Genomic DNA, 24,197 nt, shown 5'->3' on the forward strand with positions numbered 1-24,197 from the left:
TTATGATCTTTTTAAATTTAATGTTGCAAACTCGAAGCGTATTCAAACTGGTTGTGCTATATGAATTAGGTTTTAATTTAATAGAAATTAAAGATATTTTAAAACATAATTATATATGAAGACAGCAACTAAAATAACAAAAAGCCCCAAGGAGGGTAACCTTGGGGCTTTCCTTGGGAGGATTTTTACTCTAGTTATCCAAAATCGATGGCAAGCGAAGGTTATGTTCGCCGGCGCATTCAATCGCAATGTCATAACCTGCATCAGCATGGCGCATAACACCTGTTGCAGGGTCGTTCCAAAGCACGCGCTCAATACGGCGTTTTGCGTCATCACTGCCGTCTGCACAAATAACCATACCCGAATGTTGGCTAAAGCCCATGCCAACGCCGCCGCCATGATGCAAGGATACCCATGTTGCGCCTGATGCCGTGTTTAGCAATGCGTTCAATAATGGCCAATCGGATACCGCATCTGATCCGTCTTTCATGCTTTCGGTTTCGCGGTTTGGCGAAGCGACCGAGCCTGAATCCAAATGATCGCGGCCAATAACGATTGGTGCTGACAATTCGCCATTTTTAACCATTTCGTTAAAGGCAAGACCAAGGCGGTGACGGTCGCCAAGACCAACCCAGCAAATACGCGCCGGCAAGCCTTGGAATGAAATGCGCTCGCGGGCCATATCAAGCCAGTTATGCAGCTCTTTATGGTCTGGCAATAATTCCTTGACCTTTTGATCGGTTTTGTAAATATCTTCTGGATCGCCTGAAAGCGCAGCCCAGCGAAATGGTCCAATGCCACGGCAGAATAATGGGCGGATATAGGCAGGCACGAAGCCGGGGAAATCAAAGGCATTTTCAAGCCCTTCATCCTTGGCAACTTGGCGGATATTATTGCCATAGTCAAAGGTTGGGATACCGGCATGGTAGAAATCTAGCATGGCTGCAACATGCACTTTCATCGAAGCGCGGGCGGCTTTTTCGACTTCCTGTGGGGCGCTTTCGCGCTTTTCTTTCCATTGCGCCATTGTCCAACCAATGGGCAAATAGCCATTAATTGGGTCATGGGCAGAGGTTTGGTCGGTTACCATATCGGGACGGATGCCGCGCTTGACCATTTCTGGCAAAATTTCTGCGGCATTGCCAAGCAGCGCCACGGATTTTGCTTCGCCAGCCTTTGTCCATTTATCAATCATGGCCATTGCTTCATCAAGGGTTTCAGCCTTTGCATCGACATAGCGGGTGCGAAGACGGAAATCAATACTATCTGGATTACATTCAATGGCAAGGCATGAAGCCCCTGCCATAACCGCTGCCAAAGGCTGTGCGCCGCCCATGCCACCAAGGCCGCCCGTTAGCACCCATTTGCCTTTTAAGTCGCCATTATAATGTTGGCGGCCTGCTTCAACAAAGGTTTCATAAGTGCCCTGCACAATACCTTGCGAGCCGATGTAAATCCATGAACCAGCCGTCATCTGGCCATACATCATCAGGCCCTTGCGGTCTAGCTCGTTAAAATGCTGCCAATTAGCCCAATGGGGGACAAGGTTAGAATTGGCGATTAAAACGCGCGGCGCATCCTTATGGGTACGGAAAACACCAACCGGCTTACCTGATTGCACTAGCAAAGTTTCATCATCATTTAAGCTGCGCAAAGTTTCAACAATCTTGTCATAATCTGCCCATGTGCGAGCAGCGCGACCAATACCACCATAAACCACCAATTCATTGGGGTTTTCAGCAACATCAGGATCAAGATTATTCATCAACATGCGTAATGGCGCTTCAGTTAGCCAGCTTTTTGCGCTGATTTCACTACCATGTGGGGCGCGGATTTCGCGGATATTATGACGTGGATTACTGGTCATTTTTACTCCTCCAAAAGTATAAGATAATGGGTTTAATTTACAAAATTAAATTCAAATGCTTCTGCCTGATGCGTTTTCAAGCACAACAAATTAGGCACAACTGGCAATCACCGCTTCTAGCACCGCTTTTAGCGGCGTACGCAATGCTTTTGCCTTGGATTCATCATAGGCAAAGGGCAATGTTTCCTGTTGCAAATGGGTGCTTTGGGCAAGCTCCATTTGAATGGCAAACACCTTGTCTTGCGGCTTGCCATAATGGCGCGCTGTCCAGCCACCTTTAAAGCGGCCATTTAACACATGGCTATAGTTGCTTGCAGTTTTAAGCACATCCATGACCGCTTGTTCCATTTTAGCTGTGGTGGTTTGCCCCTCATTGGTGCCGACGTTGAAATCTGGTAAAATACCATCAAACAAAAATGGAATATGCGAGCGGATGGAATGGCAATCATATAGGATTGCATAGCCATGAATGGCTTTCACTCGTGCAATCTCATCAACTAAAGCATTATGATAAGGCGTATGGAATAGTTGCTTGCGCCTTTCCACTTCTTCCATATCGGGGGCATTTGTCCAAATATCTTTGCCATCAAAATCGGTTAATGGCACAAGGGTGGTGGTGTTTTGCCCAGGGTAAAGGCTAACCCCAGTTGGATCACGATTGGCATCAATGCAATAGCGATGAAATAGCGCGCGAACAGTGGTGACATTATCCACCAACCCATCATATAAATGGTGAATGTGCCAGTCGGTATCGGTGAGCAAGCGGCCGGTGTCGTTTAAATTGGCGGCGATATCATCGGGCACAAAAGTGCCCGTATGAGGAAAGGCCAAAATAAGCGGTGATGTGCCTTGTTTGACTTCAAAAACATCCATTGCACTTAGTCCTTTAAAATGGGGAATATTGTTTGGTCAAACAGACCAACCACTTCACCCGATGCAACAATGCGGCGGCATTCTTCAAGGTCTGGTGCCATATAATGGTCAACCTCAAGCGAAGTCACGCTTTGGCGCAAATGCGCAATTGCTTTTTGCAATTGTGGGCTAGTGGTTAAGGGGCCACGAAACTCAACGCCGCGCGCTGCCATTAATAATTCAATACCAAGGATTGAAAACAGATTTTCAGTCATGGTAAGCAAGCGGCGTGCGCCATGGCAAGCCATCGACACATGGTCTTCTTGGTTGGCTGATGTTGGGGTGGAGTCAACACAAGCAGGATGCGCCATTTGCTTATTTTCAGACATTAATGCCGCTGATGTTACTTCGGCAATCATCAGACCTGAATTTAAACCCGGCTTTGCAGCCAAAAAGGCAGGCAAGCCAAAGGAAAGCGCAGGGTCAACCATTAAGGCAATGCGCCGCTGTGCAATGGCACCAATTTCGCAAACGGCCAATGCAATTTGGTCGGCAGCAAAAGCCACTGGTTCGGCGTGGAAATTACCACCTGAAACAACGCTATTATCGCTTAACACCAATGGATTATCGGTAACCGCATTGGCTTCGATGACCAAAGTATTAGCGCAGTGGCGCAATACATCAACCGCCGCACCATTAACCTGTGGCTGACAACGAATGCAATAAGGATCTTGCACGCGCTCATCATTTTCCAAGTGGCTAACACGAATTTGCGAACCAATAAGCAATTCACGCACAGTACGTGCCGTGGCAATCTGGCCATAATGGCCGCGAAGTGTATGAATATCTGGATGGAATGGCGCAGATGAACCCATAGCAGCATCAGTTGATAAAGCACCAGTCACAAGCGCGGTGCAAGATGCGCGGTAAGCACGCAGCAAGCCAGCAATAGCAAGTGCGGTTGATGTTTGCGTACCGTTAATGAGTGCCAAGCCTTCTTTCGCTTGCAAAATAACTGGTCTTAAACCAGCAAGTGCCAAGGCTTTGGCGCCACTCATGCGTTCGCCCTTAAAGAAAGCTTCGCCCTCGCCCATCATGACCGCTGCCATATGGGCAAGTGGCGCTAGATCACCCGATGCGCCAACTGAGCCTTTTTCAGGAATAAGCGGCGTTACATCTTTTTCCAGCATGTCTTCAATGAGGCGGACAAGCTCAAGACGCACGCCAGAAGCACCACGGCCAAGCGACACCAATTTTAATGCCATGATGAGGCGAACAATGTCACGACTTAACGGCGCACCCATACCGCAGCAATGGGAAAGGATAAGATTGCGCTGCAAGGTTGCAACATCGCTTGCATCAATACGGATAGAGGCAAGCTTGCCAAAGCCAGTATTAATTCCATAAACAGGCTCATTACCTTGGGCAATTTCTGCAATGCGTGCCGCGCCTTTTTCAATTGCTGCATCAAAACTACGATCAAGTTTAACGCTTGTCCCGTTCCAGTAAATATCGCTAATTTGTTCAAGGGTTACTTCACCCGGTTTTAAAGTAATTGTCATTTTTACCTCCCGTCCAATTTGGACATTTTCTTAAAAATTTTGCTTTTGTAAATTTTGTTTATTGTGCTGAAATATAACGCGCATGAAGCGGATTTGCGCCAATGCGGTAAACAAGCTCGGCCGGTTCATCAATATTCCAAATAGCAAGATCGGCGCGTTTGCCCACTTCTAAGGTGCCACGGCTTTCCAATAATCCTAGGGCGCGGGCAGCTTCACGGGTTGCACCTGCTAAACATTCATCAACACGAATATCAAACAAGGTTGCCGCCATATTCATGGTTAGCAAGAGCGATGTTAAGGGCGATGTGCCGGGGTTGCAATCGGTTGCCACCGCCATTGGCACATTATATTGGCGCAGCAGCGCAATAGGTGGCTTTTTTGTTTCATGAATGGTGTAATAAGCCCCCGGTAAGATAACCGCTACCGTGCCGGATTTTGCAATGGCCGCAACGCCTTCTTCGTCCAAATGCTCAATATGGTCAACCGAAAGCGCCCCATAGGAAGCGGCAAATTTTGCGCCGCCAAGATTGCTCAATTGTTCGGCGTGCAGCTTTACGGGCAAGCCCAAGGCTACTGCCTCGTCAAAAACTGGCTTTAACTCTTGCGGAGAAAAGGCGATATTTTCACAAAATGCATCAACCGCATCAATTAAACCCTCGCTTGCGCCTTGTTCAAGTACGGGTAACACCACCTCGTCAATATAGGCAGCATTGCGCCCCTTATATTCAACCGGTGTTGCATGGGCGGTTAAACACGTGGTACGCACTTTAATCGGGCGTAAAGTTTCTAGCTTGCGGGCAGCCCGCAGCATATCAAGCTCGCTTTTAATATCAAGCCCATAGCCAGACTTTACTTCAATTGTGGTGATACCTTCATTTATCAATTGGTCAAGACGGGGCAGCGATGTTGCTGCCATTTCATCAACCGTTAACGCTCGTGTCGACCCCACGGTCGACACGATGCCCCCACCGCTGCGGGCAATTTCTTCATAGCTTGCGCCAGCAAGGCGCATTTCAAATTCTTTGGCGCGGTTGCCGCCGTAAATAATATGGGTGTGGCAATCAATTAATGCTGGGCTCATCCAACGGCCACCAAGATCAATAATATCATGATCGCTTTTGATTTCTGGCAAGTCATTTTCAAAACCAACAAAGGCTATCAAACCATCTTTTACAAAGATTGCACCATTTTTAATAATGCCTAAATGGGAATCTTGCGCGTTATCTTGGTGCGCAGATGCCCCAGACGAAGAGGCGACCATTGTCATTAAAGATACATTTTTGAAAAGAATATCATTGCCGGCAAATACATGATGTTGCGGCACAGAAGTGGTAAATGGAATGATTTTTCCCATTGAAGCCTCCCTATTTTTGTTATAATGTATATACATATTAAAAATCTGGCAAGTAGAAAGTTTTTAAATTCAAATCAAATTTATTTTAAAACCCTGCCAAAGTTTTAAAAAGTGAATATTTTAGCCACTATTGGCGTTAAAAATAACGCTGATACAAAAGGTTAAAAGACTGCGCTGACAAAAATATGAATGATACAAAATTGTGAACAAGTGGAGGATAGGATGCAAAAGATATTCGCAGATAGCGCATTAACGGCTAAGGGCTGGCAAAAAAATGTCGCGATCAGCTTTGAAAATGGCTCAATTACCGCGATTGACGAAAATGCCTATGATGGTAATCCGCAGCAAACAGGCGCCCATTATAAAGTGCTGGTAAGCGGCATGCCCAATTTGCATTCCCATGCTTTTCAACGTGCCATGGCAGGCTATACCGAGCGGCGCGGCGCAACGCCTGATAGTTTTTGGAGCTGGCGCAATGAAATGTACCGCCTTGCCCTTGCCATGAATCCTGACGAGGTGGAAGCCGTTGCATCACAGCTTTATATCGAAATGTTGGAAGCTGGTTTTACCCGTGTTGGCGAATTTCACTATTTGCATCATGATATTGACGGCAAGCCCTATAATGATATTGGCGAAATGGCCGGCCGCATCTGCAATGCTGCACAAAAAAGCGGTATTCATCTAACCCTATTGCCGGTCTTTTATGCTCATGCGGGTTTTGGTGGCCAAACACCGGTTGACGGGCAAAAGCGTTTTATTAATGACACGGCGAGCTTTGCAAAACTGGTTCAATCATGCCGGAGCCACGCAAAAAATCTTGAAAAAAGCATTGTCGGCATCGCGCCCCATAGCTTACGCGCCGCAACAGAAGATGAGTTAAAGGAAATTTTACCACTTGCTGATGGTAACCCAATCCATATCCATATTGCCGAGCAATTAAAAGAAGTTGATGATTGCGTTGCATGGAGTGGTGAGCGCCCAGTGGAATGGCTGTTAAACCGCTTTAAGGTTAATGAAAATTGGTGCTTGATCCATGCCACCCATTTAACAGAAGATGAAACCGTCAATATAGCAAAATCTGGCGCGATTGCTGGGCTTTGTCCGCTAACTGAGGGCAATCTTGGTGATGGAATTTTCAACGCCCTGCTCTTTAGGGAACATGGCGGCCGTTTTGGCATTGGCAGCGACTCTAATGTTAATATTAGCGTTGCTGATGAATTAAGCCAATTTGAATATTCGGTGCGCTTAAAAACCCATATGCGCAATGCAATCGCCAAACCTTTAGGCTCCAATGGTCGCCATTTATTTGATGAAGCGATAAAGGGCGGCGATCAAGCGCTAAAAAGCCAAAGCGCAATTAAATGCGGAAATAGCGCCGATTTTGTCGCCCTTGATTTAAAAGGTCAAGATTGGATTAAGGAAGACGCTATTTTAGACAATTGGATTTTTGCCCGAACGGTGGACGTTAAAAGCACTTGGGTTAATGGCGTTGAAGTTGTCCGCGATGGCAAGCACATTGCGCGCGATGAAATATTTAAAACTTATAGCAAAACCATGAACAAGCTTTTTGGCTAGATTTTTTTGGTTTATTTTTCCAAACAACCGCTTGCCAAAGCGGTTGTTTTATCAAAACTTAGTCTTGCGGCGAAGGCTGCCATTTACCTGGAAATCTATCAAAATCAGGGCAACCGCTTAAGGTGATGCCATCATTTTCTATTTTTATTTCACATTGCGAAGAAAAATCATATTCCCTAACTTCGAAATAGAGAATATTGTTCTTGATATGCCAAGCACCAAGTTCGCTGCATCCAAGATCGAGAAGACGGCGATTGTCTATAAGCGGGCCATAAAGTGAATCACAAAACATAAGCACATCAGGTTCAAAGCAAATCTCATAGCGCTTTCTGAGCTCTTCCTGTTCAAAGACGCGCTGCTCATAGCATTTACTCTCTGGGCTTAATGGAAAGTCGGCCGCATTGGTTTGTCCTACCATAAATGACACGGTCAACAACAAAATAGCTTGTCTAAAACAATAATATAACAATTTCATTTATTCACCTTGTGGCTTTAAGCGTTCTAACGCATCATGCGTGTCAGCAGCACTCAAATTTACAGCAATTTCATAATCCTTGATTGCCATTAATCTTGCGGAGATTAGTTGAAACTGCCACTTTGCTTCTCAAGCCTAATTATTAAACAAATAATAAAAAACCACTATTACTTTTAATTGCAATAGCGGGCTCAAGTTTTTTTCTAATCAACAAATTTATACACTATTTAAACTTAAACGGGCCCCCAATTCATTTCAACAGCAATGACAAGTACGACAGCAGCAATCAATCCCCAAACGATGACCAATGGCATAATAAATTTTACCCATTTGGTGAAGGATACTTGCGTTGTGGCAAGAATTGCCATCAAAACCCCTGATGTTGGATTAATACAATTAACAACACCCTCACCAAAGATAACGGCTTACACTGTAGTTTGGCGGGTAATGCCCAACACGTCGCCAATAAGCGTGAATACCGGAATAAGAACGGCAGATTAACCTGAGCCTGATGAAATGAAGAAATGAAGAAATGCATAATCATCGCACTTGCATACATGCCAATAGCTGTCATAGAGCGTGGCAATTCGTTAAGAAGACCAACAACATGATACACAATTGTATCCAAGATCAAACCTTGATCAAGAATAATCGATATAGCACGGGCAAGACCAACCACAAAAGCGCCGCCCACTAATTGACCACACCCTTTAAAAAGCCTAATGCAATGGCATCCGCCCGCATTTTGGAAATAATTCCAACGCCAATTGCCATGATAATAAACATGGCAAGCATTTCTTTTTCGCTCCAGCTTAATTTTACGGCACCGGCAATAAAAACACCAAGCCATAATGCGGTAAAGCCTAAAACAATTAGCTTAAAGCCTTTCATAAAATCTGAGCCTTAACATAAAATAATACCTTTGCCCTGTGGAAAAATATAGAGCTCATAACGGCGTGGTATAAAATTAACGCGTTAATTGTCGGCCTATTCGAAAGATATATAATTTTAGCAATTGCTAATAAAAATTTTTAATTTTTAAATTGTTGCATTATCATTTTATTATATTAATAGGTAAAACTATATAAATATTAGGAATGAGTGCATGAATATCGCAAATACTTTTAAACAAAAGGCTAAAACAAATTTTCTTAAGTTGTTTTATGGGGGATCCCTACTTGTTTTAAGTAAGAGCTTTGCACTTGGTGCTTATATTGGTGCTACTGATACAATAACAGTTTCCCCTACAGGAAATACATCAACACCTTGGGTGGTTAATGAAAATTTAGATATAGATGGGACGTTGAAGGTTGGAACAAGCTCAGCAGATACTGGTATTGTTAACCTCAATGCAACTTTCATATCTGGGATTAATTCACCCGCTTCTATCACTGTAACGGGTATAGGCTCGCAAATTAATATTAGCGACGCTCTTTATTTAGGTTGGGCAGCTGCTGGCAATAATACCACAATGTCTATTTTAGATGGTGGTTATGTACAAGCAAAATATGGCCAAATTGGCGTATTAACTGGCTCTTCTGGACATCTTACAATTTCTGACGCTGGATCAAAGCTTGAAATAAGTGGCAGCAATAATGATTTTTGGATTGGTAGCCAAGGTAATGGCCGCCTTGATATTCTTAATGGTGGCGAGCTGCAATTTAGCAATACGGATCAAAATATTATTGTTGGTCGCTCAGCCGGTATTACCGGTACAGTTAATATTGATGGCGAAGGATCTATACTAAACGTTAACAATGCAAATATTTTGGTTGCTCAAAGTGGCACTGGTATATTCAATGTCAATAATAATGGTGCGGTTTTTGTGCAAAATTTCTACACCGCACAAGAGGTTGGTGCCAATGCACAAATCAATTTAGATAATGGCGCACAGTTTAATGCGACTGGCGGGGCAGCTATTTCAATTGCTGGGCAGACTACTTTTACTCTTAATAATGCAAGTGTTTTTTCAACCGCTCATGATTTAATCTTTGCGGTAAATGATGGCAGTTCTGCAGATGCCGATATTGCTGGCGATGGTTCTGTTGTATCTTCTGCAACCAATATTTATATCGCAAAAGCTGGTACGGCAAGCGTAACCCTTCACGATAATGCAACGCTAAAAGCACAAGATACTATTTATATGGCAGCAGAAGGTGCGTCTTCTGCAAGTTTAAATATTGGTGCAAAAGCCGGTGATGCAGCAATTGCTCCTGGAATTGTTGACGCGCCAAACATTAGTCTTGGCAATGCAACACTTAATTTTAATCATAATGCTACAGATTATATTTTTAATAGCCAATTAACTTCAGCTGCAACGAGCATTGCTAAGGGAACAATAAATCAGTTTTCTGGTCGCACTAAGCTTACAGCAGATAGTAGCAATTTTATTGGTGAAACAAATATCACCGGTGGATCGCTTGTGGTAAATGGTCAATTAGGTGGCACAATTGACATTACTGCAGACGGCACGCTTGAAGGTTTGGGCATTGTTGGCAGCACTGTCAATAATGGCACAATTAAGCCAGGCGACAATAATATCGGCTTGCTGACAATTAATGGCGATTATACAAGCACAAGCGGCAAAATAATTTTTGATACGGTTCTTGGCAATGATGATTCAGCCACTGACTTTTTGCATATTACCGGTAATGCAAGTGGTGCAACAGATGTTTATGTTGTTAATCGTGATGGATTAGGCGCATTAACCACAGGTAACGGTATTCAACTTATCCAAGTTGACGGCACATCCCAAACAAGCAACTTTACACTGGCTGGAGATTATAGTTTTGAAGGAAGAGTGGCTGTTGCGGCAGGCGCTTATGCTTATTCACTTTATGCAGGAAATGTAGCAGGTAATTTTACTGGTGATTGGTATTTACGCTCGCTTTATACCACGCCAGAGCCAGAACCAAAGCCTGAACCCAAGCCAGAACCAAAGCCAGAACCAAAGCCTGAACCCAAGCCAGAGCCAAAACCTGAGCCTCAACCAGAGCCAAAACCAGTGCCCGAGCCTCAACCAGTGCCCGAACCAAGGCCTATACCTAGTCCTGTTTATTCACCAACAGTGCCAATATATGAAATTTATCCGCAAATTCTGCAGCGTTTAAATAATTTAGGTACGCTTGAACAACGCGTTGGCAATCGCAAATGGCTTTTGACCGATAGCAATCAAAGCTTTGCGGCAAAAACCGAAGAGCGTGGCTTTTGGATGAGGGCCGAGGGATTAACCGGCCATGTCAATTCGCATGTAAGCAAAACAGCGTCTAATTATGATATTGACTTGCTAAAAATGCAGTTTGGTTTAGATTTTTATAGTCAAAGCTTTACTAGCGGCCAACTTATTGGCGGCGTTTATTTTCAATATGGCAACGCAAAAGCAGATATCTCTTCGCGTTTTGGCACAGGTGATATCAAAACCACCGCATATGGTTTTGGTGGCACATTGACATGGTATGGCAATAATGATGTTTATATCGACAGTGTTGCTCAACTTATGTGGTTTGATAGCGATTTGCGCTCTAAATGGCTACAAAATCAAAAATTAGCAAATGGCAATCACGGCAATGGCTATAGTTTAAGCATTGAAACTGGTAAGAAAATTGCTCTAAGCAATCAATGGACAATAACGCCGCAAGCCCAACTATCCTATAATAGCGTTGATTTTAATAGCTTTTCTGATAAGTATCAAGGCTATATACAAAGCCGCGATGGTGATGCTTTAACCGGACGACTTGGCATGTCTTTTGATCATGCACAGGTTTGGAAAGCGTCAAATGGTGACATTCGCCGTTTTAAAACCTATGCTATTGGTAATCTTTATTATGAATTTTTAAATGGCACTGAAATCAGTGTGACAAAGGTTTACTTCCGCAATAACCCAGACCGGTTTTGGGGTGGCTTGGGCACAGGGTTCAGCTATAATTGGAAAGATGATAGCTATTCCATTTATGGGGAACTTGATGGCCGCACCAGCTTTAGCGATTTTGGCGATAGTTATACATTAAACGCCACTATAGGCTTTAGATCAAAATTCTAATTAGAGCGCATTTCGATCTGATTGGATCAGATCAGCGCTCTAATCCATTGTTTACACCGCGTTTTTTACCCGAAAACCGCTTCACACTCTTCGGAAAACGCTCTAATGTGAAATTTAATTGATCATATTAGTTTTATTGCCCCGTCATTGTTTGGAAAGACAAAAGCGGGGCAATGTAATTTGGGCTAATAATTGCTCTGCCATTGATATTCTATTATTGAAGATAAATCAAAATGGCTTATTTTAGTGACAATAGAAATCATTAACTGCAAATAAAACCTTTTGGCTCAATTTTGCAAGTTATTGAAAACATGTGATGCAAAGAGCGATTTTATAGCTTAATAATATGCATCTTTCACATTTGCTTTTTTTAAATATTTCTTATCTTTTAATTAGTCCTGTAGGTTTTGCCCCTAAGATATATGTCAATTATTTTAAGGCAAAGGGCTGCGGCGCAAGATTTGATAATCGCACCAAGTAAAAATGGCATAAAGCCATAAACAAAAGCAATTTGTCCGCCTTTTTGGCTCGCAAGCCATAAGGCACCGAGCGATAGGCAAAGCAGATTGCCAAGTAACATATTAAGAATGCATAATTTCAAATTACTGCCATTCCAACCCTTTTTGGCAAGCTGACCCGTTAAAAATGCAGAAAAAGGAAAAGCATAAAGATAGCCGGCAGTTATGCCATAAAAAGGTGCAAGGCCAGACTTTCCATCGGCAAGAAGTGGTAAACCAATGGCCGCACAAAAAAGCCATAAAATAACGGTGATGAAACCAAGGCGCGGTCCAAAAAACGCTCCTATAAATGTAACAATAAAAGTTTGTAAGGTGATTGGTACAGGTCCAATGGGTATTTGGACATAGGAGGCTAAATAGAGTGAAGTGACACCAAGAAAAATTGCAATCACTTGCGCAGCATAGCGCATATTTTCTAACTGATAGCATTGCGCATTAACCTGTTGCGTTTTATCCATGCAATGTGCCTTTATGCTTTTTTCGGTGTGCATTTTTGCACCCGCACTTCTTAATAATCTGTTGTTTAACCATCGTCTTTACGGAAAATAGCCAAAATTTGTAAAAAAGCAATTATTGAAATATTTTGCCATATGTAAAATTTCATAAATGCAATTGAATATAGGTTCATTACAGAAAACAAAACTAAAATTTTAGTAATATTTGATAAATTATACTGGGAATTTTGGATGATTACCTAATAGTTTAGCAGATACTATTAAAAAGGTGACGAAATGACACGCACAAAATGATTGGAAATAGAGCAATAATCTTGGCCAAACGCCAATTAATGAGCAATTATTGCCTTATGAATGAAAAAACAATAAAGCGATAAAGCATTAATAAAAGAAAAGGCAAATTTGCAAATGATAAAAATGCAACAACAGCAAAATGAGGGCAAGGCTTTGTCTTTTCAATCAAATGAAATTCGCCATGGGTTAACTGGCCTTGATTATTTTAGTCAAAACGCCAATAGTCTTGATGAGCAAAGCGACAAAGCCGATGAAATTTTACCACAATTGTTAAAAACTGGCGCAATTGGCATTGGCGTTACTAAGGATTTTGGCGGTGATGGTGGCACAATTTGCGATAGTGTTGAGGCAATTGCTGCCCTTTCCTACCATTCTTTAACTGCCGCCTTTGTGCTTTGGGTGCAAAAAACTTATGCTCATTTTTTAATTGAAAGCGACAATGAACAGCTACGAATAGAGCAATTGCCGCAAATTATCAATGGCAGTTTAGCCGGTGCATCGGCACTTTCCAATGCTATGAAATTTATGGCAGGTTTGGAAACATTGCAAATTAAGGTAAGTGCTGAAACAAATGGTAAAACTATTGTTGATGGTATCATGCCTTGGGTTACAAATTTGCGGCTTGGCAATTTTGTTATCGCTGCCGCGATTGAGCGCGCTGACAAAACCGCCTTTGTTGCGAGCTTTGCCGCTGATGATCTTGGCCTTACCCGCTCTGATGATTTGGACTTAACGGCTCTTCGTGCCAGCCATACCGCATCCATATCGCTTAAAAATGTGCAAATTGATCAAAAGCATATTATCTTCCATAATCTTGCCGCATCCATAGCACCCGTTCGGCCGGGCTTTATTGGTATGCAATGCGCTATGTCCTTGGGGCTTGCACGGCGCATTTTAGATGAGGCACAGCATAATCAGGGCGCAGGCCGCAATGTGCTGAACGCAGAAATTGACACATTAACAAGTGACCTTGTAAGCCTTACCAATGAACTACAGCAAGGGTTGATTGAACAGCAATTCATTAGCGATATTGCAGCCTTATTTCGCATTCGTATTCGCCTTGCTGATTTGGTTACTAAAGCCATTTGGCTTGAATTGCAAACATTAGGGGGCAAAGCCTATTTGCAAAAAACTGGTAGCGATTTTGCACGCCGCTTGCGTGAAGCAGCTTTTATCCCTATTATCACACCAAGCATCACACAATTAAAGGCAGTGTTACAAGCGCAAAACCAATAAAATAACTTAATTATATGAATGGAAATAATGTGGTCGGTCGATCCTTTACTCAATCCGCATTTCAAGATGAAGTGCCTCTCGTAGCTATGCCTATGGATAATATCCTTGATGCAAGGGAAGCTCCTCAACAAGGCGATATTGTGCTTGCAGGGGAAAATATTTCAATCAGCCATGATGGTAAAACCACCATTTTAACTGATTTTAACTTAACACTGCGACAAGGTGAGATTTTTTCCATTTTAGGACCAAGCGGCGTTGGCAAATCCAGCCTATTGCGGATTTTGGGTGGCCTTGAACGCGCACAAAATGGTGTGGTCAAAATTCATGGTGAGGAAATATCCAAAGTACATCCGCGCCTTAGCATGGCTTTTCAAAACCCTTGCTTGTTGCCTTGGCTTAATGTCTATAAAAATGTTGCCTTTGGCCTTAACTTTAAACATCAGCCCACATTAAAGCGCCAAGTGCGCCATCAGCGTATAGAACGTGCCCTGCGCGAAGTTAATCTTGAAGATGCAGGCGCATTAATGCCGGCGCAATTGTCTGGCGGCATGGCAAGCCGCGTTGCCCTTGCTCGCTGTCTTGCCCGCCAGCCAGATGTTTTATTACTCGATGAGCCGTTTGGCGCGCTTGATGCAATTACCCGAGGGCAAATGCAACAGCTTTTAATCAAAATTATTAGCGATTATCAAAGTGCCGCTTTGCTTATTACTCATGATATTGATGAAGCTTTAAGAGTGAGCGATAGGGTTTTGCTGATTGGCGGTACTCCGGGTCAATTGCTTGGCGAGTGGGATCTTACACACTTACGCCAAAACGGTAATGATAGTTCAATGGCGTTAGCCATCCAGAACGAGATAATGCAAAAACTAGCCCATTAAAATTGAATGGCTGATTGTAATTTTTACCCAAAGCGCGAGGACATATTATGAATGATGAGTTTTTTTCACGCCGCGATATTATGCGCCTTGCCACGCTTTTAACCGCAGGAGGGGCGGCTTCCATATTAAACACGCGTTTTGCCAATGCCCAAAGTGGCGCAAAACAAGATGAACCATTAAAAATCGGCTATTTGCCAATTACTGATGCCACCCCTTTGCTTGTAGCCCATGGCCAAGGCTTTTTTGAAAAACAAGGGGTTAAGGCAGAAAAGCCGGTGATGTTTCGTTCTTGGGCACAATTGGTTGAAGCGTTTTTTGCTGGACAAGTCAATGCGGTGCATGTTTTGTCACCAATTGCCGTTTGGGCGCGTTATAATAGCAAAGCACCGGTAAAAGTCGTCGCTTGGAACCATATGTCAGGCTCGGCATTATCGGTTGCTGAAAATATCAATTCGATTGATGATCTTGCCGGCAAAACCGTTGCCATTCCCTTTTGGTATTCAATTCATAATGTTGTTTTACAAATTTTGCTCAAAAAAGCCGGACTTACCCCTGTTTCAAAGAAAAGCGGCACCATTGGCGAGCGCGAGGTTAATCTTGTTATTCTTGCGCCATCTGACATGGTGCCGGCCCTTGCCAATGGCGAAATTGCTGGATACATTGTTGCGGAGCCATTTAACGCCCTTGGTGAACTTGCCGGCATTGGCAAAATTTTGCGCTTTACCGGCGATGTTTGGAAAGACCATGCCTGCTGCCTTGTTTTAATGAATGAAAGTGATTTGATGGAACGTCCGCAATGGTCGCAAAATGTCGTTAATGCTCTTGTTGACGCGCAATTATGGACAATTGCCAACCGCCAAAAAACCGCAGAGCTTTTGTCTAAGGATAATGCCAATCGCTATACTCCCCATTCGGTTGCTGCACTCACAAAAGTGCTGGTAGAAAATGCCAGTGATGATAGCGCCTATGTAAAAAGTGGTGCGATTAAACACCCAGAATGGCGCGAAAAGCGCATCGGTTTCCAGCCCTACCCTTTCCCGTCTTATACGGTATCATTGATCGAGCATTTAAAAACCACATTAATGCATGGCGATAATGCATTTCTTGACCATTTAGACCCAGAATTTGCCGCTAAAGACCTTGTTGATGATCGCTTTATCAAAGCAGCACTTCTCCAATTTGGCGGCTTACCGGCCTTTGGGCTTGAGCAAAATTTTGAACGCGTTGAGGTGATTGAAGCATAAATGAGCGTGCATTTAACCCAAACAAAATTACCGTTGAAGGCTTCCACGGCAAAATTGAAAGCCTTTTATCTTGGCATTTTAGGGCTGGCTATCCTTGTTTTTCTATGGTGGTTTGCTATTGATATTTGGGCAAAGGGCAATGGCTTTGCCGCGCGTTTTTCGCCAAGTCTTGCCTTTCCTGCCTTTTGGCATTTGTTACAAAGCCCAGATCTTATCTTGCATGTTGGTGCAAGTTTAAAGCGCATATTGTTTGGGCTGTTTTTTGCACTTATCCTTGGTATCCCTTTAGGGCTTATGATTGGCTGTTCAACAATTGCTGCTAAAACAGCATCGCCGTCATTTCAATTCTTGCGCATGATTTCACCCCTTTCTTGGATGCCGATAGCGGTCATGGTGTTTGGCGTTGGTGATAAGCCGATTTATTTTTTAATTGCCTTTGCTGCCATTTGGCCAATCTTGTTAAACACCGCAGCAGGGGTAAACCAGCTTGACCGCCATTGGTTGCAACTTGCCAAAAGCCTAGCTGCAACTAAAGTTGAAACCTTATTTTTTGTTATTCTTCCCGGCATTATTGGACAAATTTTTGTTGGCCTTCGCCTTGCTATTGGTATTGCATGGATTGTTATCGTGCCGGCAGAAATGTTGGGTGTTAATGCAGGGCTTGGTTATTTTATCCTCGATGCGCGTGATCGCTTGGATTACCCTGAATTAATGGCAATTATTCTGCTGATCGGTATCATTGGCTATAGTCTTGATAGTTTGGCACGCCTTGCCTTAAAATATTTTGGTGCTAGCAAATAATGATTGATAAAGAAAACCTCGCCTTTATAAAAAAACATATTGGCATGTTTTTTATTGATGAAAATAGCCAAGTCGAAATAACCAATTTCTTCTATGGCTATCTTTACGCCTATTCAAGGTGTTTGGCGGATAGTGAGCAAAGCCAAAAAAACTACAATGATGAATTGAGCGAATTTTTAAAAATGAAATATCAATATCAGTCGGCTAGACATTGGACTGCACTGATTGACACGCTTTATGAACAACATAAGCAAAATGACGAAAAATTTTATCAATTTTTGATTGATAACTTAATAGACTTCCAAACATTAAAGCAATTTGGCTAAAAAATGCAGATGGATTATCAACCAATGCAGCCAAATAAACAGCCATTCATAAATAACTTACTTCCAACAATTGCAGTTTCTACTCCATCGAACAAAATGATGATAATAGCGGATCAAAATCATGAATGCATTCGCCTTTGATAAATTTATAAATATGATATTTATATTCACCACTTGGTTCATCATCATAAAAACTAAAGATTCCATATGAACCGATTGCAACCGATTGGGTAAAAGTAAAAAAATCAAATAGATTTTGAAAAATATTGGTCTTTCTATTATTGCATCCTATAGCCGTAATTCGTAATAAGCCATTAAAGAAATCTAACTTTATAAAGCAATTATTTTCATGATAAACATTTTCATGTGCAAATTTATTTTTAAATTCAGCTTTAATCGTTTTTAATGCGGCTTGATAATCAAAGTCCTCTTCACATTCTTCTAACCAATGTCCACTTACAGTCATCCAGCCTTGATACTCAATCATTTTATAAACCCTCATTGTAAAAATTGGTTCTCTACTCTGCCTCTACCATATTCAATAAATTTACCCTTAGTAAAACTTTAAACTTGACTTAATACTATATCAAACTTGCGACGCGTTCATTTAAACTAGCCAAGTTTACACATTAAGATCTAGTATAGCTGCTTGACCCCATCTTTTTGTCGAATAAGAAAGACATTTTATGAAATATAAATTATTTGATATTGTCGTAGTTTTGGAAGATTTAGAAACTGAAAATTTACAAAAGGGCGAACGTGGAACTATAATAGAAATATTTTCAAATCCGTGCATAGCCTACGAGGTAGAATTTATCGACGACCGTGGCGTAACCTTTAAACAAATACCTCTTTTACCAACGCAAATTTCGCCATGGTCATCCGATTAATTTTAACATTAAATTATTGCGAATAATTTGACATCAAATGATCCATATTTGTGAATTTAGAACATCGCTTTGTAATAAAACTCTTGTGTTTAATAAAACTCTAAGGCTTTATAAAGTTTCGGGCTTTATAAAAGATTGTCATAAAGCATCAGATCATAATGCATGATAATTAAGTGTATCGATACAATTTTTAATGTAGGGTTTTTCAATCGCATAAAACATTGTGCTCAATAAAATACTCGATGATGAATAACACGCAAGAAATGACATTCCATATATAAATGCGTAATCTTTGTAATTTTTAACTTGGCAGTTATTAAAAGCATATTCAGCAAGAGTTGATCAAGTTTTGCGTTTAGACAATGCGCCAAAACTAAGAGTTTTGCGCATGTGTTGCCTTTCAGAAAAGCCAACATGCTCTTCAGCATAAAAGTGATTGATCGTCTTTTCATTTAAGTATAGAAAACTATTCTTTATTTTCAAGTTTATAGTCTATGGGCTTTTAGGGGAAAGCATGGGTAAACAAGATTTATTGACTTGAACCACATTATTTTACGGGAAGAGGGAGATTCATGGTTGAAATTTCAAATGTAACGGCAAAAAAATCGTTAGCAAGCATTGAGCAAAGCGCCATACGCAAAGTATCGCTGCGCTTAGTGCCTTTTTTGATTATTGCCTATTTTATGGCCTATCTTGACCGGGTCAATGTTGGTTTTGCCGCATTGGAGATGAATGCAGATTTAAGCTTTACACCAACAATTTATAGTATTGGTGCTGGCATATTTTTTGTGGGCTACTTTCTGTTTGAAGTGCCTAGCAATTATTTTATGGAAAAATTAGGCGCGCGGCTGTGGATTGCCCGCATATTAATCACTTGGGGGCTGATCTCCTGTTTCATGGCGCTCATTGTAGGCCAATGGAGTTTTTATGGCTTGCGCTTGCTGCTTGGTCTTGCGGAAGCTGGGTTTTTTCCCGGCATTTTGCTTTATTTAACCTATTGGTATCCAAGCCGTTACCGCGCCCGTATTTTAGCAGGCTTTGTGATTGCAGTGCCCATATCAACCCTGATTGGCGCACCAATTTCAGGCATTTTGCTTGAAATGCACGGATTTTGGGGCTTGCGCGGTTGGCAATGGCTTTTCATCATTGAGGGGGTGCCAACAGTCATTCTTGGCATTATTGCTTGGTTTTATCTAACCGATAGACCAAGCAAAGCCAAATGGCTGACAAATGACGAAAAAAATTGGCTTGAAAATGAAATTGCCATGGAAGCTGAAAAAGGGCGCAAAGTTGGTAGCGATCATTCGTTTATGGCAGGGCTTACCTCGCCGCGCGTATTAATTTTGTGCTTTGTTTATTTTAGCTTTGTTGCAGCACTTTATGCCATGAGTTTTTGGTTACCACAAATTATCAAGGCTTTTGGTTTAAGCAATGTGGAAACGGGTTTTGTTACTGCTATTCCTTATTTCTTTGCCGCTATTGCTATGGTGCTTTGGGGCATTCATTCCGACCGCACTGGTGAGCGTATCTGGCATGTGATCTTGCCATTTTTATTAGCCTCTATCGCCCTTATTACCGCAAGCTTTTTGCAAGAGCCGATTATTCTTATGGTTGCACTAACCTTTGCAGCTATTGGTATTTTTTGTTGTTTTTCACTATTTTGGACACTGCCAACCGCGTTTTTAACTGGTAGTGCTGCCGCAGCAGGTATTGCGCTGATTAATTCGGTGGGCAATCTTGCTGGCTTTGGTGGTCCTTATCTCATGGGTTGGATTAAGGAAACCACCAGTAGCGCATCATTGGGCTTGTTAATCCTTGGCATTTTACCACTATTTGGGGCAGCGCTTGTCTATTACCTTGGCAAAACCAATCGCCATATGTTGGATGCCCATAAATAAAATTCCAAATTTTTTAAAACAAAGCACGCTTTGGTAGATCAAAATCATAGCGTGCTTTTAAAAGCAGCAAACTTTGCAAATGTTAAATATCATTGGTGTTGACCCTAATCACCTATTTCTAGCATAACTTTAAAAATTACCTTTCAACTTTTATGTTCAATATATTTGTGTAATAATCATGCGATATAATAATATTACAAAAATTCTATCAAGCTATAATCCATCTTCCTAAATATAGTTTTGTAAAAATAGGGATATGCGATGTCCAATATATATTATAAATCAATTATATTACCTCAAGAAATATATAATGAAGGCAATTTTCATTTGGATAATATAGCTGATTTTTGGCAAGATGATTACAGCGCTTTATATCAAAAATTGATTACTTATCTTAAACTTCATAACTATCATGGTCGATATTTAAGCAATAAAGCTCTTACGTTTCATAAACAGGACCATTCTATTATTTTTGAAGAATATTATGGCGATGTGATTTTTAAATTGCACATAAGAATGATTGATCTTATTGATTTAAGACATATATTTGAATTTTTGATAACCAATAATTGCATATTAATAAACTATTATAATGACAAATATTTGGGTAATGACATAAATAATTACATTAATAATGTTCTCTATTTTTCAATTAATAAAAATATATCCTAAAATCACATCAATGCAAAAAGCTATGAAGTTAAGCTGGGCGAATACACCATTAGACGCTTATGTGAGATAAAATGCATAATTTCCATTTACCTCACATAAAACCGTTTTTTTAATATTAGCGTTCAATTATTCACCTAATGCATTTAACATTTTACGTGCTCTACCATCGCCTTGTTCTGCAGCAAGTTTAAGCCATTTGATTGCTTCTAGTCTATTCTTTTTTACACCCTCACCATAATAATAATTATATCCAAGATTAAACTGTGCTTTGTCGTGTCCTTGCTCTGCAGCCAGCCTATACCATTTGGTAGCTTCTACCTTATCCTCAATAACACCTTCGCCGTCATCATAAGCAACACCAAGGTTAAACTGCGCTTTAGCGTAACCTTGTTCAGCGGCAAGCCTATACCATTTTGCAGATTCAGCCTTATCTTCAGTAACACCTTCACCAAGATCATAAGCAACGGCAAGGTTAAATTGCGCTTTAGGATTATCTTGATCAGCGGCGAGTCTATACCATTTTGCTGCCTCGACCTTATCCTCTGCAACACCTTCACCAATGTCGTAACTAATGCCCAAATTATATTGTGCTTTGTCATGACCTTGCTCGGCAGCGCGCCTATACCATTTTACAGCCTCTGCCTTATCCTGTGCAACTTCATCGCCATAATCATAATGAATACCTAGATCATACTGTGCATTAGCATCACCTTTTTCAGCCTTTTCTAGTAGTTGGGCAATTGTTTCAGCGCCATGGCTAAAATTTACAAGAAAAATACTAGTGATGAAGATAAAAAATAACCGGATAATATAATGCTTCAATGTAAGCTCCTATTGATTTCTTAGACTATAATTCTTCCACATATGCTAAAAAGGCATCTTGTAAATCTTCATTAATGGTTTCACCCTTATAAATAAGCTTTACATCAGCAATATTGCCATCCTCTTCAATTAGATTAAAAATGCTGGAAAGTGTATCAATCATGACTTGCTTCATAATCATTAACAACGTTTCTTTTTCATCTGTATCTAAATTTTTTATAAGGTTAACCACATTCTTGCCGTAATTATCCAAAGAGGGATCAGCTTTTATATCAAGATAACTATCACGATATAATTCAATATTTTCATCAATAATAGACTTATATATTATTTCAACAAAATTATGCTTATTATCTATAGACATTTTCCCTCCTATTTTTTTGCAGTATAAATGTAAATTCTATATCCATATTCGCTATATTTCAAAACATTTAAAACTATTTAATTATAATTCGAAATATCTACTAAAATGGGAATTATTTGGATATTTTAGTTAAAGAGTTATCATTAACAACATAATCGCAACCTTTAATGCTCGTACAATATATTCATACCAATTATGATTTTGCGACATTAATCGATGACAAAAATTCCTTAACGGCAAGATCCTAGCCTGCGAGTTTTTAGCGCTTTGCAGTTTGTATAAATAAGACGTGGCGGTTTTTCTGTTTACGCCTACTATAACAGCAGCAGAAAAAGCTATTGGCACCAATAGCCTTTTTCAATTATCGATGCGAACCCCTCTTATTGTTGCCATAAAACTTTAGCACAGTTTATTTTTGATATTTCCTTTGCACATTAGAGCGCATTTCGCTCTGATTGGATCAGATCGGCGCTCTAATCCATTGTTTACACCGCGTTTTTTGTCCGAAAACCGCTTTAAATATAACCAAACTAACATATAAGGTTTATAAATAATGGATTTAGTTGGCTATCTAGCACCCAATTTTATTGAAAATTCGCAGATTGAAGGCTCTTTTGCTTTTGTAAAAGATGCTGATCATTATACACTATATACCCATAAGAATCCGCGACATTTCGCTATAATTTATTATCCAAGCCATCCGGAATTTAAGAAAATTAAAGATATTTATCCTCAAGATTATATGTTTAATGAAATAAAATGTGCCTTTTAAAATAGTGAATTTAAAGGTGAAATTATAAATCCTCCCTATATCATTCAACAACAAAGTTTTGAAAGTATTTATTATAGTGAAGATAAAAATGGCTATAGGGTTATATATGAAAACTCATGCTTAGAAAAATTAAGAACATACGTATTTTACGAATTACGGTTAGGTTTTACTATCAAAATGATATTGGAGCATCGGAAAACACAGTGAGTACTATTTTTGAAAGCAAATAAAATAGAACAGCAAATGCAATTTATTGGCAACTCTTTTGCGGCAGGAAATTTCAAGCCACCAATTTGTGTGGCAGAAGCCCTTGCTTTTGCTGAATGTATTTTTGAATATTTTCCAGTAAAATTACAAAACACAACAATGGCTATAAAAAGCCAGCTTGCCAAAACTGAGCTTGATGGATCAAAGATATTTGCAGATTATTGCGATAGGTTAAACATTTATAGCAATTTAAGTTACCATGATGCATTGGACATATTGATGATTTATCATGACCGATTAGCCCTTGAAATTTATAAGGACTATTATCCGCTAGGCGACTTTTCTGGCGTTTTATCGATGGATGATAAGTTTTTCGAGTTGATAAGCGATCACAAACTTGCAGCCCAAGAATGCATTCATCGCTATAAAAAACGTGAAATGATAAAAATTGGTAATAAGCAATTTCGTCCAATACAACATCAGCGACTTAATGATAAATGCGCGATGATCATTGGAGTTAAGCTCTAAGCCTTCTTGGTGATGGGTAACCTTGGCTGAAACAACATTATATTTAATAAAAAATGAGCTGCTTTGTTGTTTTTAGTTGATAGTAAAAACTATTCAAATTTTAAGTACCAATTTTCAGTTTGACATTGTTGGCTTTCAAGATTTACCTCATCTTTAGTCGCAAAACTAAAATATTTTGGTGGATTTAATGTACGGTATGAAAAAAACACTTTTCCAGAAGATGTAATATAAGAGCCTATTTTTTCCTCATCCTTAACAACATAGGCATTATTATGGTTTTTGATATTAGCACTTTGCTCAAGGGTTAATTCTTCGCATAATATATGTGTAATATGACGCAATCGAAATATATAAACTATCTTCAGTTTTACCATTATTATAGCATCCCTCAAACCAAACTCATTTTATTTAGAAATATTCAAAATCATATATAGTGAATAATCTTAATTCAAAACGAATTTTTCGAAAAATCTCTTAATAAAAATATATACTATATTGTGAAGTTTTTTGAAAAATGTAATATTCTTATCCAAATTGTGACTTTAGTATTTTTAATTGAAGACATTAA

General features: G+C 40.4%; 24 protein-coding genes. 11 read left to right on the forward strand and 13 right to left on the reverse strand.

The annotated features are described in order from the left end of the window. Positions 1-190: 190 nt before the first annotated feature. From hutU to hutI, 4 genes are all read right to left on the reverse strand, one after another. Complete coding sequence (gene hutU / locus N6B01_RS14140) at positions 191-1,867, reverse strand: urocanate hydratase (protein WP_262080892.1); 1,677 nt, start codon at positions 1,865-1,867, stop codon at positions 191-193. A 90-nt stretch (positions 1,868-1,957) separates the two neighbouring features. After that, positions 1,958-2,740, reverse strand: a complete 783-nt coding sequence (gene hutG / locus N6B01_RS14145) for an N-formylglutamate deformylase (RefSeq protein ID WP_262080893.1) — start codon at positions 2,738-2,740, stop codon at positions 1,958-1,960. A gap of 5 nt (positions 2,741-2,745) precedes the next feature. Beyond that, positions 2,746-4,281, reverse strand: coding sequence for a histidine ammonia-lyase (gene hutH, locus N6B01_RS14150; protein WP_262080894.1), 1,536 nt, complete (start codon positions 4,279-4,281; stop codon positions 2,746-2,748). Positions 4,282-4,339: 58 nt separating this feature from the next. Then, positions 4,340-5,542, reverse strand: a complete 1,203-nt coding sequence (gene hutI / locus N6B01_RS14155) for an imidazolonepropionase (RefSeq protein WP_262080912.1) — start codon at positions 5,540-5,542, stop codon at positions 4,340-4,342. 315 nt (positions 5,543-5,857) lie between these two features. Between hutI and N6B01_RS14160 the strand changes: the two genes are divergently transcribed. Beyond that, positions 5,858-7,210, forward strand: a complete 1,353-nt coding sequence (locus N6B01_RS14160) for a formimidoylglutamate deiminase (protein WP_262080895.1) — start codon at positions 5,858-5,860, stop codon at positions 7,208-7,210. A 58-nt stretch (positions 7,211-7,268) separates the two neighbouring features. On the opposite strand, the gene N6B01_RS14165 is transcribed toward N6B01_RS14160, so the two are convergent. From N6B01_RS14165 to N6B01_RS14180, 4 genes are all read right to left on the reverse strand, one after another. After that, positions 7,269-7,685, reverse strand: a complete 417-nt coding sequence (locus N6B01_RS14165; RefSeq protein WP_262080896.1) for a hypothetical protein — start codon at positions 7,683-7,685, stop codon at positions 7,269-7,271. Between the two features lie 233 nt (positions 7,686-7,918). After that, the gene (locus N6B01_RS14170; RefSeq protein WP_262080897.1) at positions 7,919-8,053 is read right to left on the reverse strand and encodes a hypothetical protein; all 135 of its coding nucleotides are present in this window, start codon (positions 8,051-8,053) and stop codon (positions 7,919-7,921) included. Continuing rightward, a complete protein-coding gene (locus N6B01_RS14175) occupies positions 8,053-8,379 on the reverse strand; it encodes a hypothetical protein (RefSeq protein ID WP_262080898.1) in 327 nt (108 codons plus the stop codon). Before N6B01_RS14175 ends, N6B01_RS14170 begins: the two co-directional genes overlap by 1 nt. After that, positions 8,379-8,576, reverse strand: coding sequence for a hypothetical protein (locus N6B01_RS14180; RefSeq protein ID WP_262080899.1), 198 nt, complete (start codon positions 8,574-8,576; stop codon positions 8,379-8,381). The genes N6B01_RS14175 and N6B01_RS14180 overlap by 1 nt, the downstream gene beginning before the upstream one ends. A 214-nt stretch (positions 8,577-8,790) precedes the next feature. Between N6B01_RS14180 and N6B01_RS14185 the strand changes: the two genes are divergently transcribed. Further along, on the forward strand, positions 8,791-11,724 hold the full coding sequence (locus N6B01_RS14185; RefSeq protein WP_262080900.1) for an autotransporter family protein: 2,934 nt from the start codon (positions 8,791-8,793) through the stop codon (positions 11,722-11,724). Positions 11,725-12,112: 388 nt separating this feature from the next. Here the strand turns inward: N6B01_RS14185 and N6B01_RS14190 are convergent, their stop codons facing one another. Then, positions 12,113-12,700, reverse strand: a complete 588-nt coding sequence (locus N6B01_RS14190) for a biotin transporter BioY (protein ID WP_262080901.1) — start codon at positions 12,698-12,700, stop codon at positions 12,113-12,115. Between the two features lie 405 nt (positions 12,701-13,105). Between N6B01_RS14190 and N6B01_RS14195 the strand changes: the two genes are divergently transcribed. The 5 genes from N6B01_RS14195 to N6B01_RS14215 are packed head-to-tail and all read left to right on the forward strand — an operon-like array spanning position 13,106 to position 17,476. Continuing rightward, entirely contained in the window at positions 13,106-14,227 is a 1,122-nt protein-coding gene (locus tag N6B01_RS14195; protein WP_262080902.1) for an acyl-CoA dehydrogenase family protein, read from the forward strand. A 29-nt stretch (positions 14,228-14,256) separates the two neighbouring features. Then, positions 14,257-15,105 carry an ABC transporter ATP-binding protein gene (locus N6B01_RS14200; protein ID WP_262080903.1) on the forward strand — a complete coding sequence of 283 codons (849 nt, stop codon included), beginning with the start codon at positions 14,257-14,259 and terminating at the stop codon, positions 15,103-15,105. A gap of 47 nt (positions 15,106-15,152) precedes the next feature. After that, complete coding sequence (locus N6B01_RS14205) at positions 15,153-16,349, forward strand: ABC transporter substrate-binding protein (RefSeq protein ID WP_262080904.1); 1,197 nt, start codon at positions 15,153-15,155, stop codon at positions 16,347-16,349. After that, complete coding sequence (locus N6B01_RS14210) at positions 16,350-17,150, forward strand: ABC transporter permease (protein ID WP_262080905.1); 801 nt, start codon at positions 16,350-16,352, stop codon at positions 17,148-17,150. Next, a complete protein-coding gene (locus N6B01_RS14215; RefSeq protein WP_262080906.1) occupies positions 17,150-17,476 on the forward strand; it encodes a hypothetical protein in 327 nt (108 codons plus the stop codon). Before N6B01_RS14210 ends, N6B01_RS14215 begins: the two co-directional genes overlap by 1 nt. A gap of 79 nt (positions 17,477-17,555) precedes the next feature. Here N6B01_RS14215 and N6B01_RS14220 read toward each other — a convergent pair whose 3' ends face one another. Further along, positions 17,556-17,963 (reverse strand): Imm7 family immunity protein, encoded by a 408-nt coding sequence (locus tag N6B01_RS14220; protein WP_182419957.1) that lies wholly within the window; start codon positions 17,961-17,963, stop codon positions 17,556-17,558. Between the two features lie 199 nt (positions 17,964-18,162). Here N6B01_RS14220 and N6B01_RS14225 point away from each other — a divergent pair, with 199 nt between their 5' ends. The 3 genes from N6B01_RS14225 to N6B01_RS14235 all read left to right on the forward strand — a co-directional run bounded on the left by N6B01_RS14225 (position 18,163) and on the right by N6B01_RS14235 (position 20,936). After that, positions 18,163-18,366: a DUF4926 domain-containing protein gene (locus N6B01_RS14225; RefSeq protein WP_262080907.1), complete on the forward strand. Its 204-nt coding sequence runs from the start codon at positions 18,163-18,165 to the stop codon at positions 18,364-18,366. 572 nt (positions 18,367-18,938) lie between these two features. Next, a complete protein-coding gene (locus N6B01_RS14230; RefSeq protein ID WP_262080908.1) occupies positions 18,939-20,264 on the forward strand; it encodes an MFS transporter in 1,326 nt (441 codons plus the stop codon). 261 nt (positions 20,265-20,525) lie between these two features. Continuing rightward, positions 20,526-20,936 carry a hypothetical protein gene (locus tag N6B01_RS14235; protein WP_262080704.1) on the forward strand — a complete coding sequence of 137 codons (411 nt, stop codon included), beginning with the start codon at positions 20,526-20,528 and terminating at the stop codon, positions 20,934-20,936. Positions 20,937-21,062: 126 nt separating this feature from the next. Here N6B01_RS14235 and N6B01_RS14240 read toward each other — a convergent pair whose 3' ends face one another. Beyond that, positions 21,063-21,758, reverse strand: coding sequence for a tetratricopeptide repeat protein (locus N6B01_RS14240; protein WP_262080705.1), 696 nt, complete (start codon positions 21,756-21,758; stop codon positions 21,063-21,065). Between the two features lie 25 nt (positions 21,759-21,783). After that, entirely contained in the window at positions 21,784-22,122 is a 339-nt protein-coding gene (locus N6B01_RS14245; protein WP_262080706.1) for a hypothetical protein, read from the reverse strand. A 1,015-nt stretch (positions 22,123-23,137) separates the two neighbouring features. Between N6B01_RS14245 and N6B01_RS14250 the strand changes: the two genes are divergently transcribed. Continuing rightward, on the forward strand, positions 23,138-23,629 hold the full coding sequence (locus N6B01_RS14250; RefSeq protein WP_262080707.1) for a hypothetical protein: 492 nt from the start codon (positions 23,138-23,140) through the stop codon (positions 23,627-23,629). 89 nt (positions 23,630-23,718) lie between these two features. Here N6B01_RS14250 and N6B01_RS14255 read toward each other — a convergent pair whose 3' ends face one another. Next, positions 23,719-24,003: a hypothetical protein gene (locus N6B01_RS14255; protein WP_262080708.1), complete on the reverse strand. Its 285-nt coding sequence runs from the start codon at positions 24,001-24,003 to the stop codon at positions 23,719-23,721. Between the last annotated feature and the right edge of the window lie 194 nt (positions 24,004-24,197).

The sequence above is a fragment of the Bartonella sp. HY406 genome, assembly GCF_025449315.1.
Lineage (GTDB): Bacteria > Pseudomonadota > Alphaproteobacteria > Rhizobiales > Rhizobiaceae > HY038.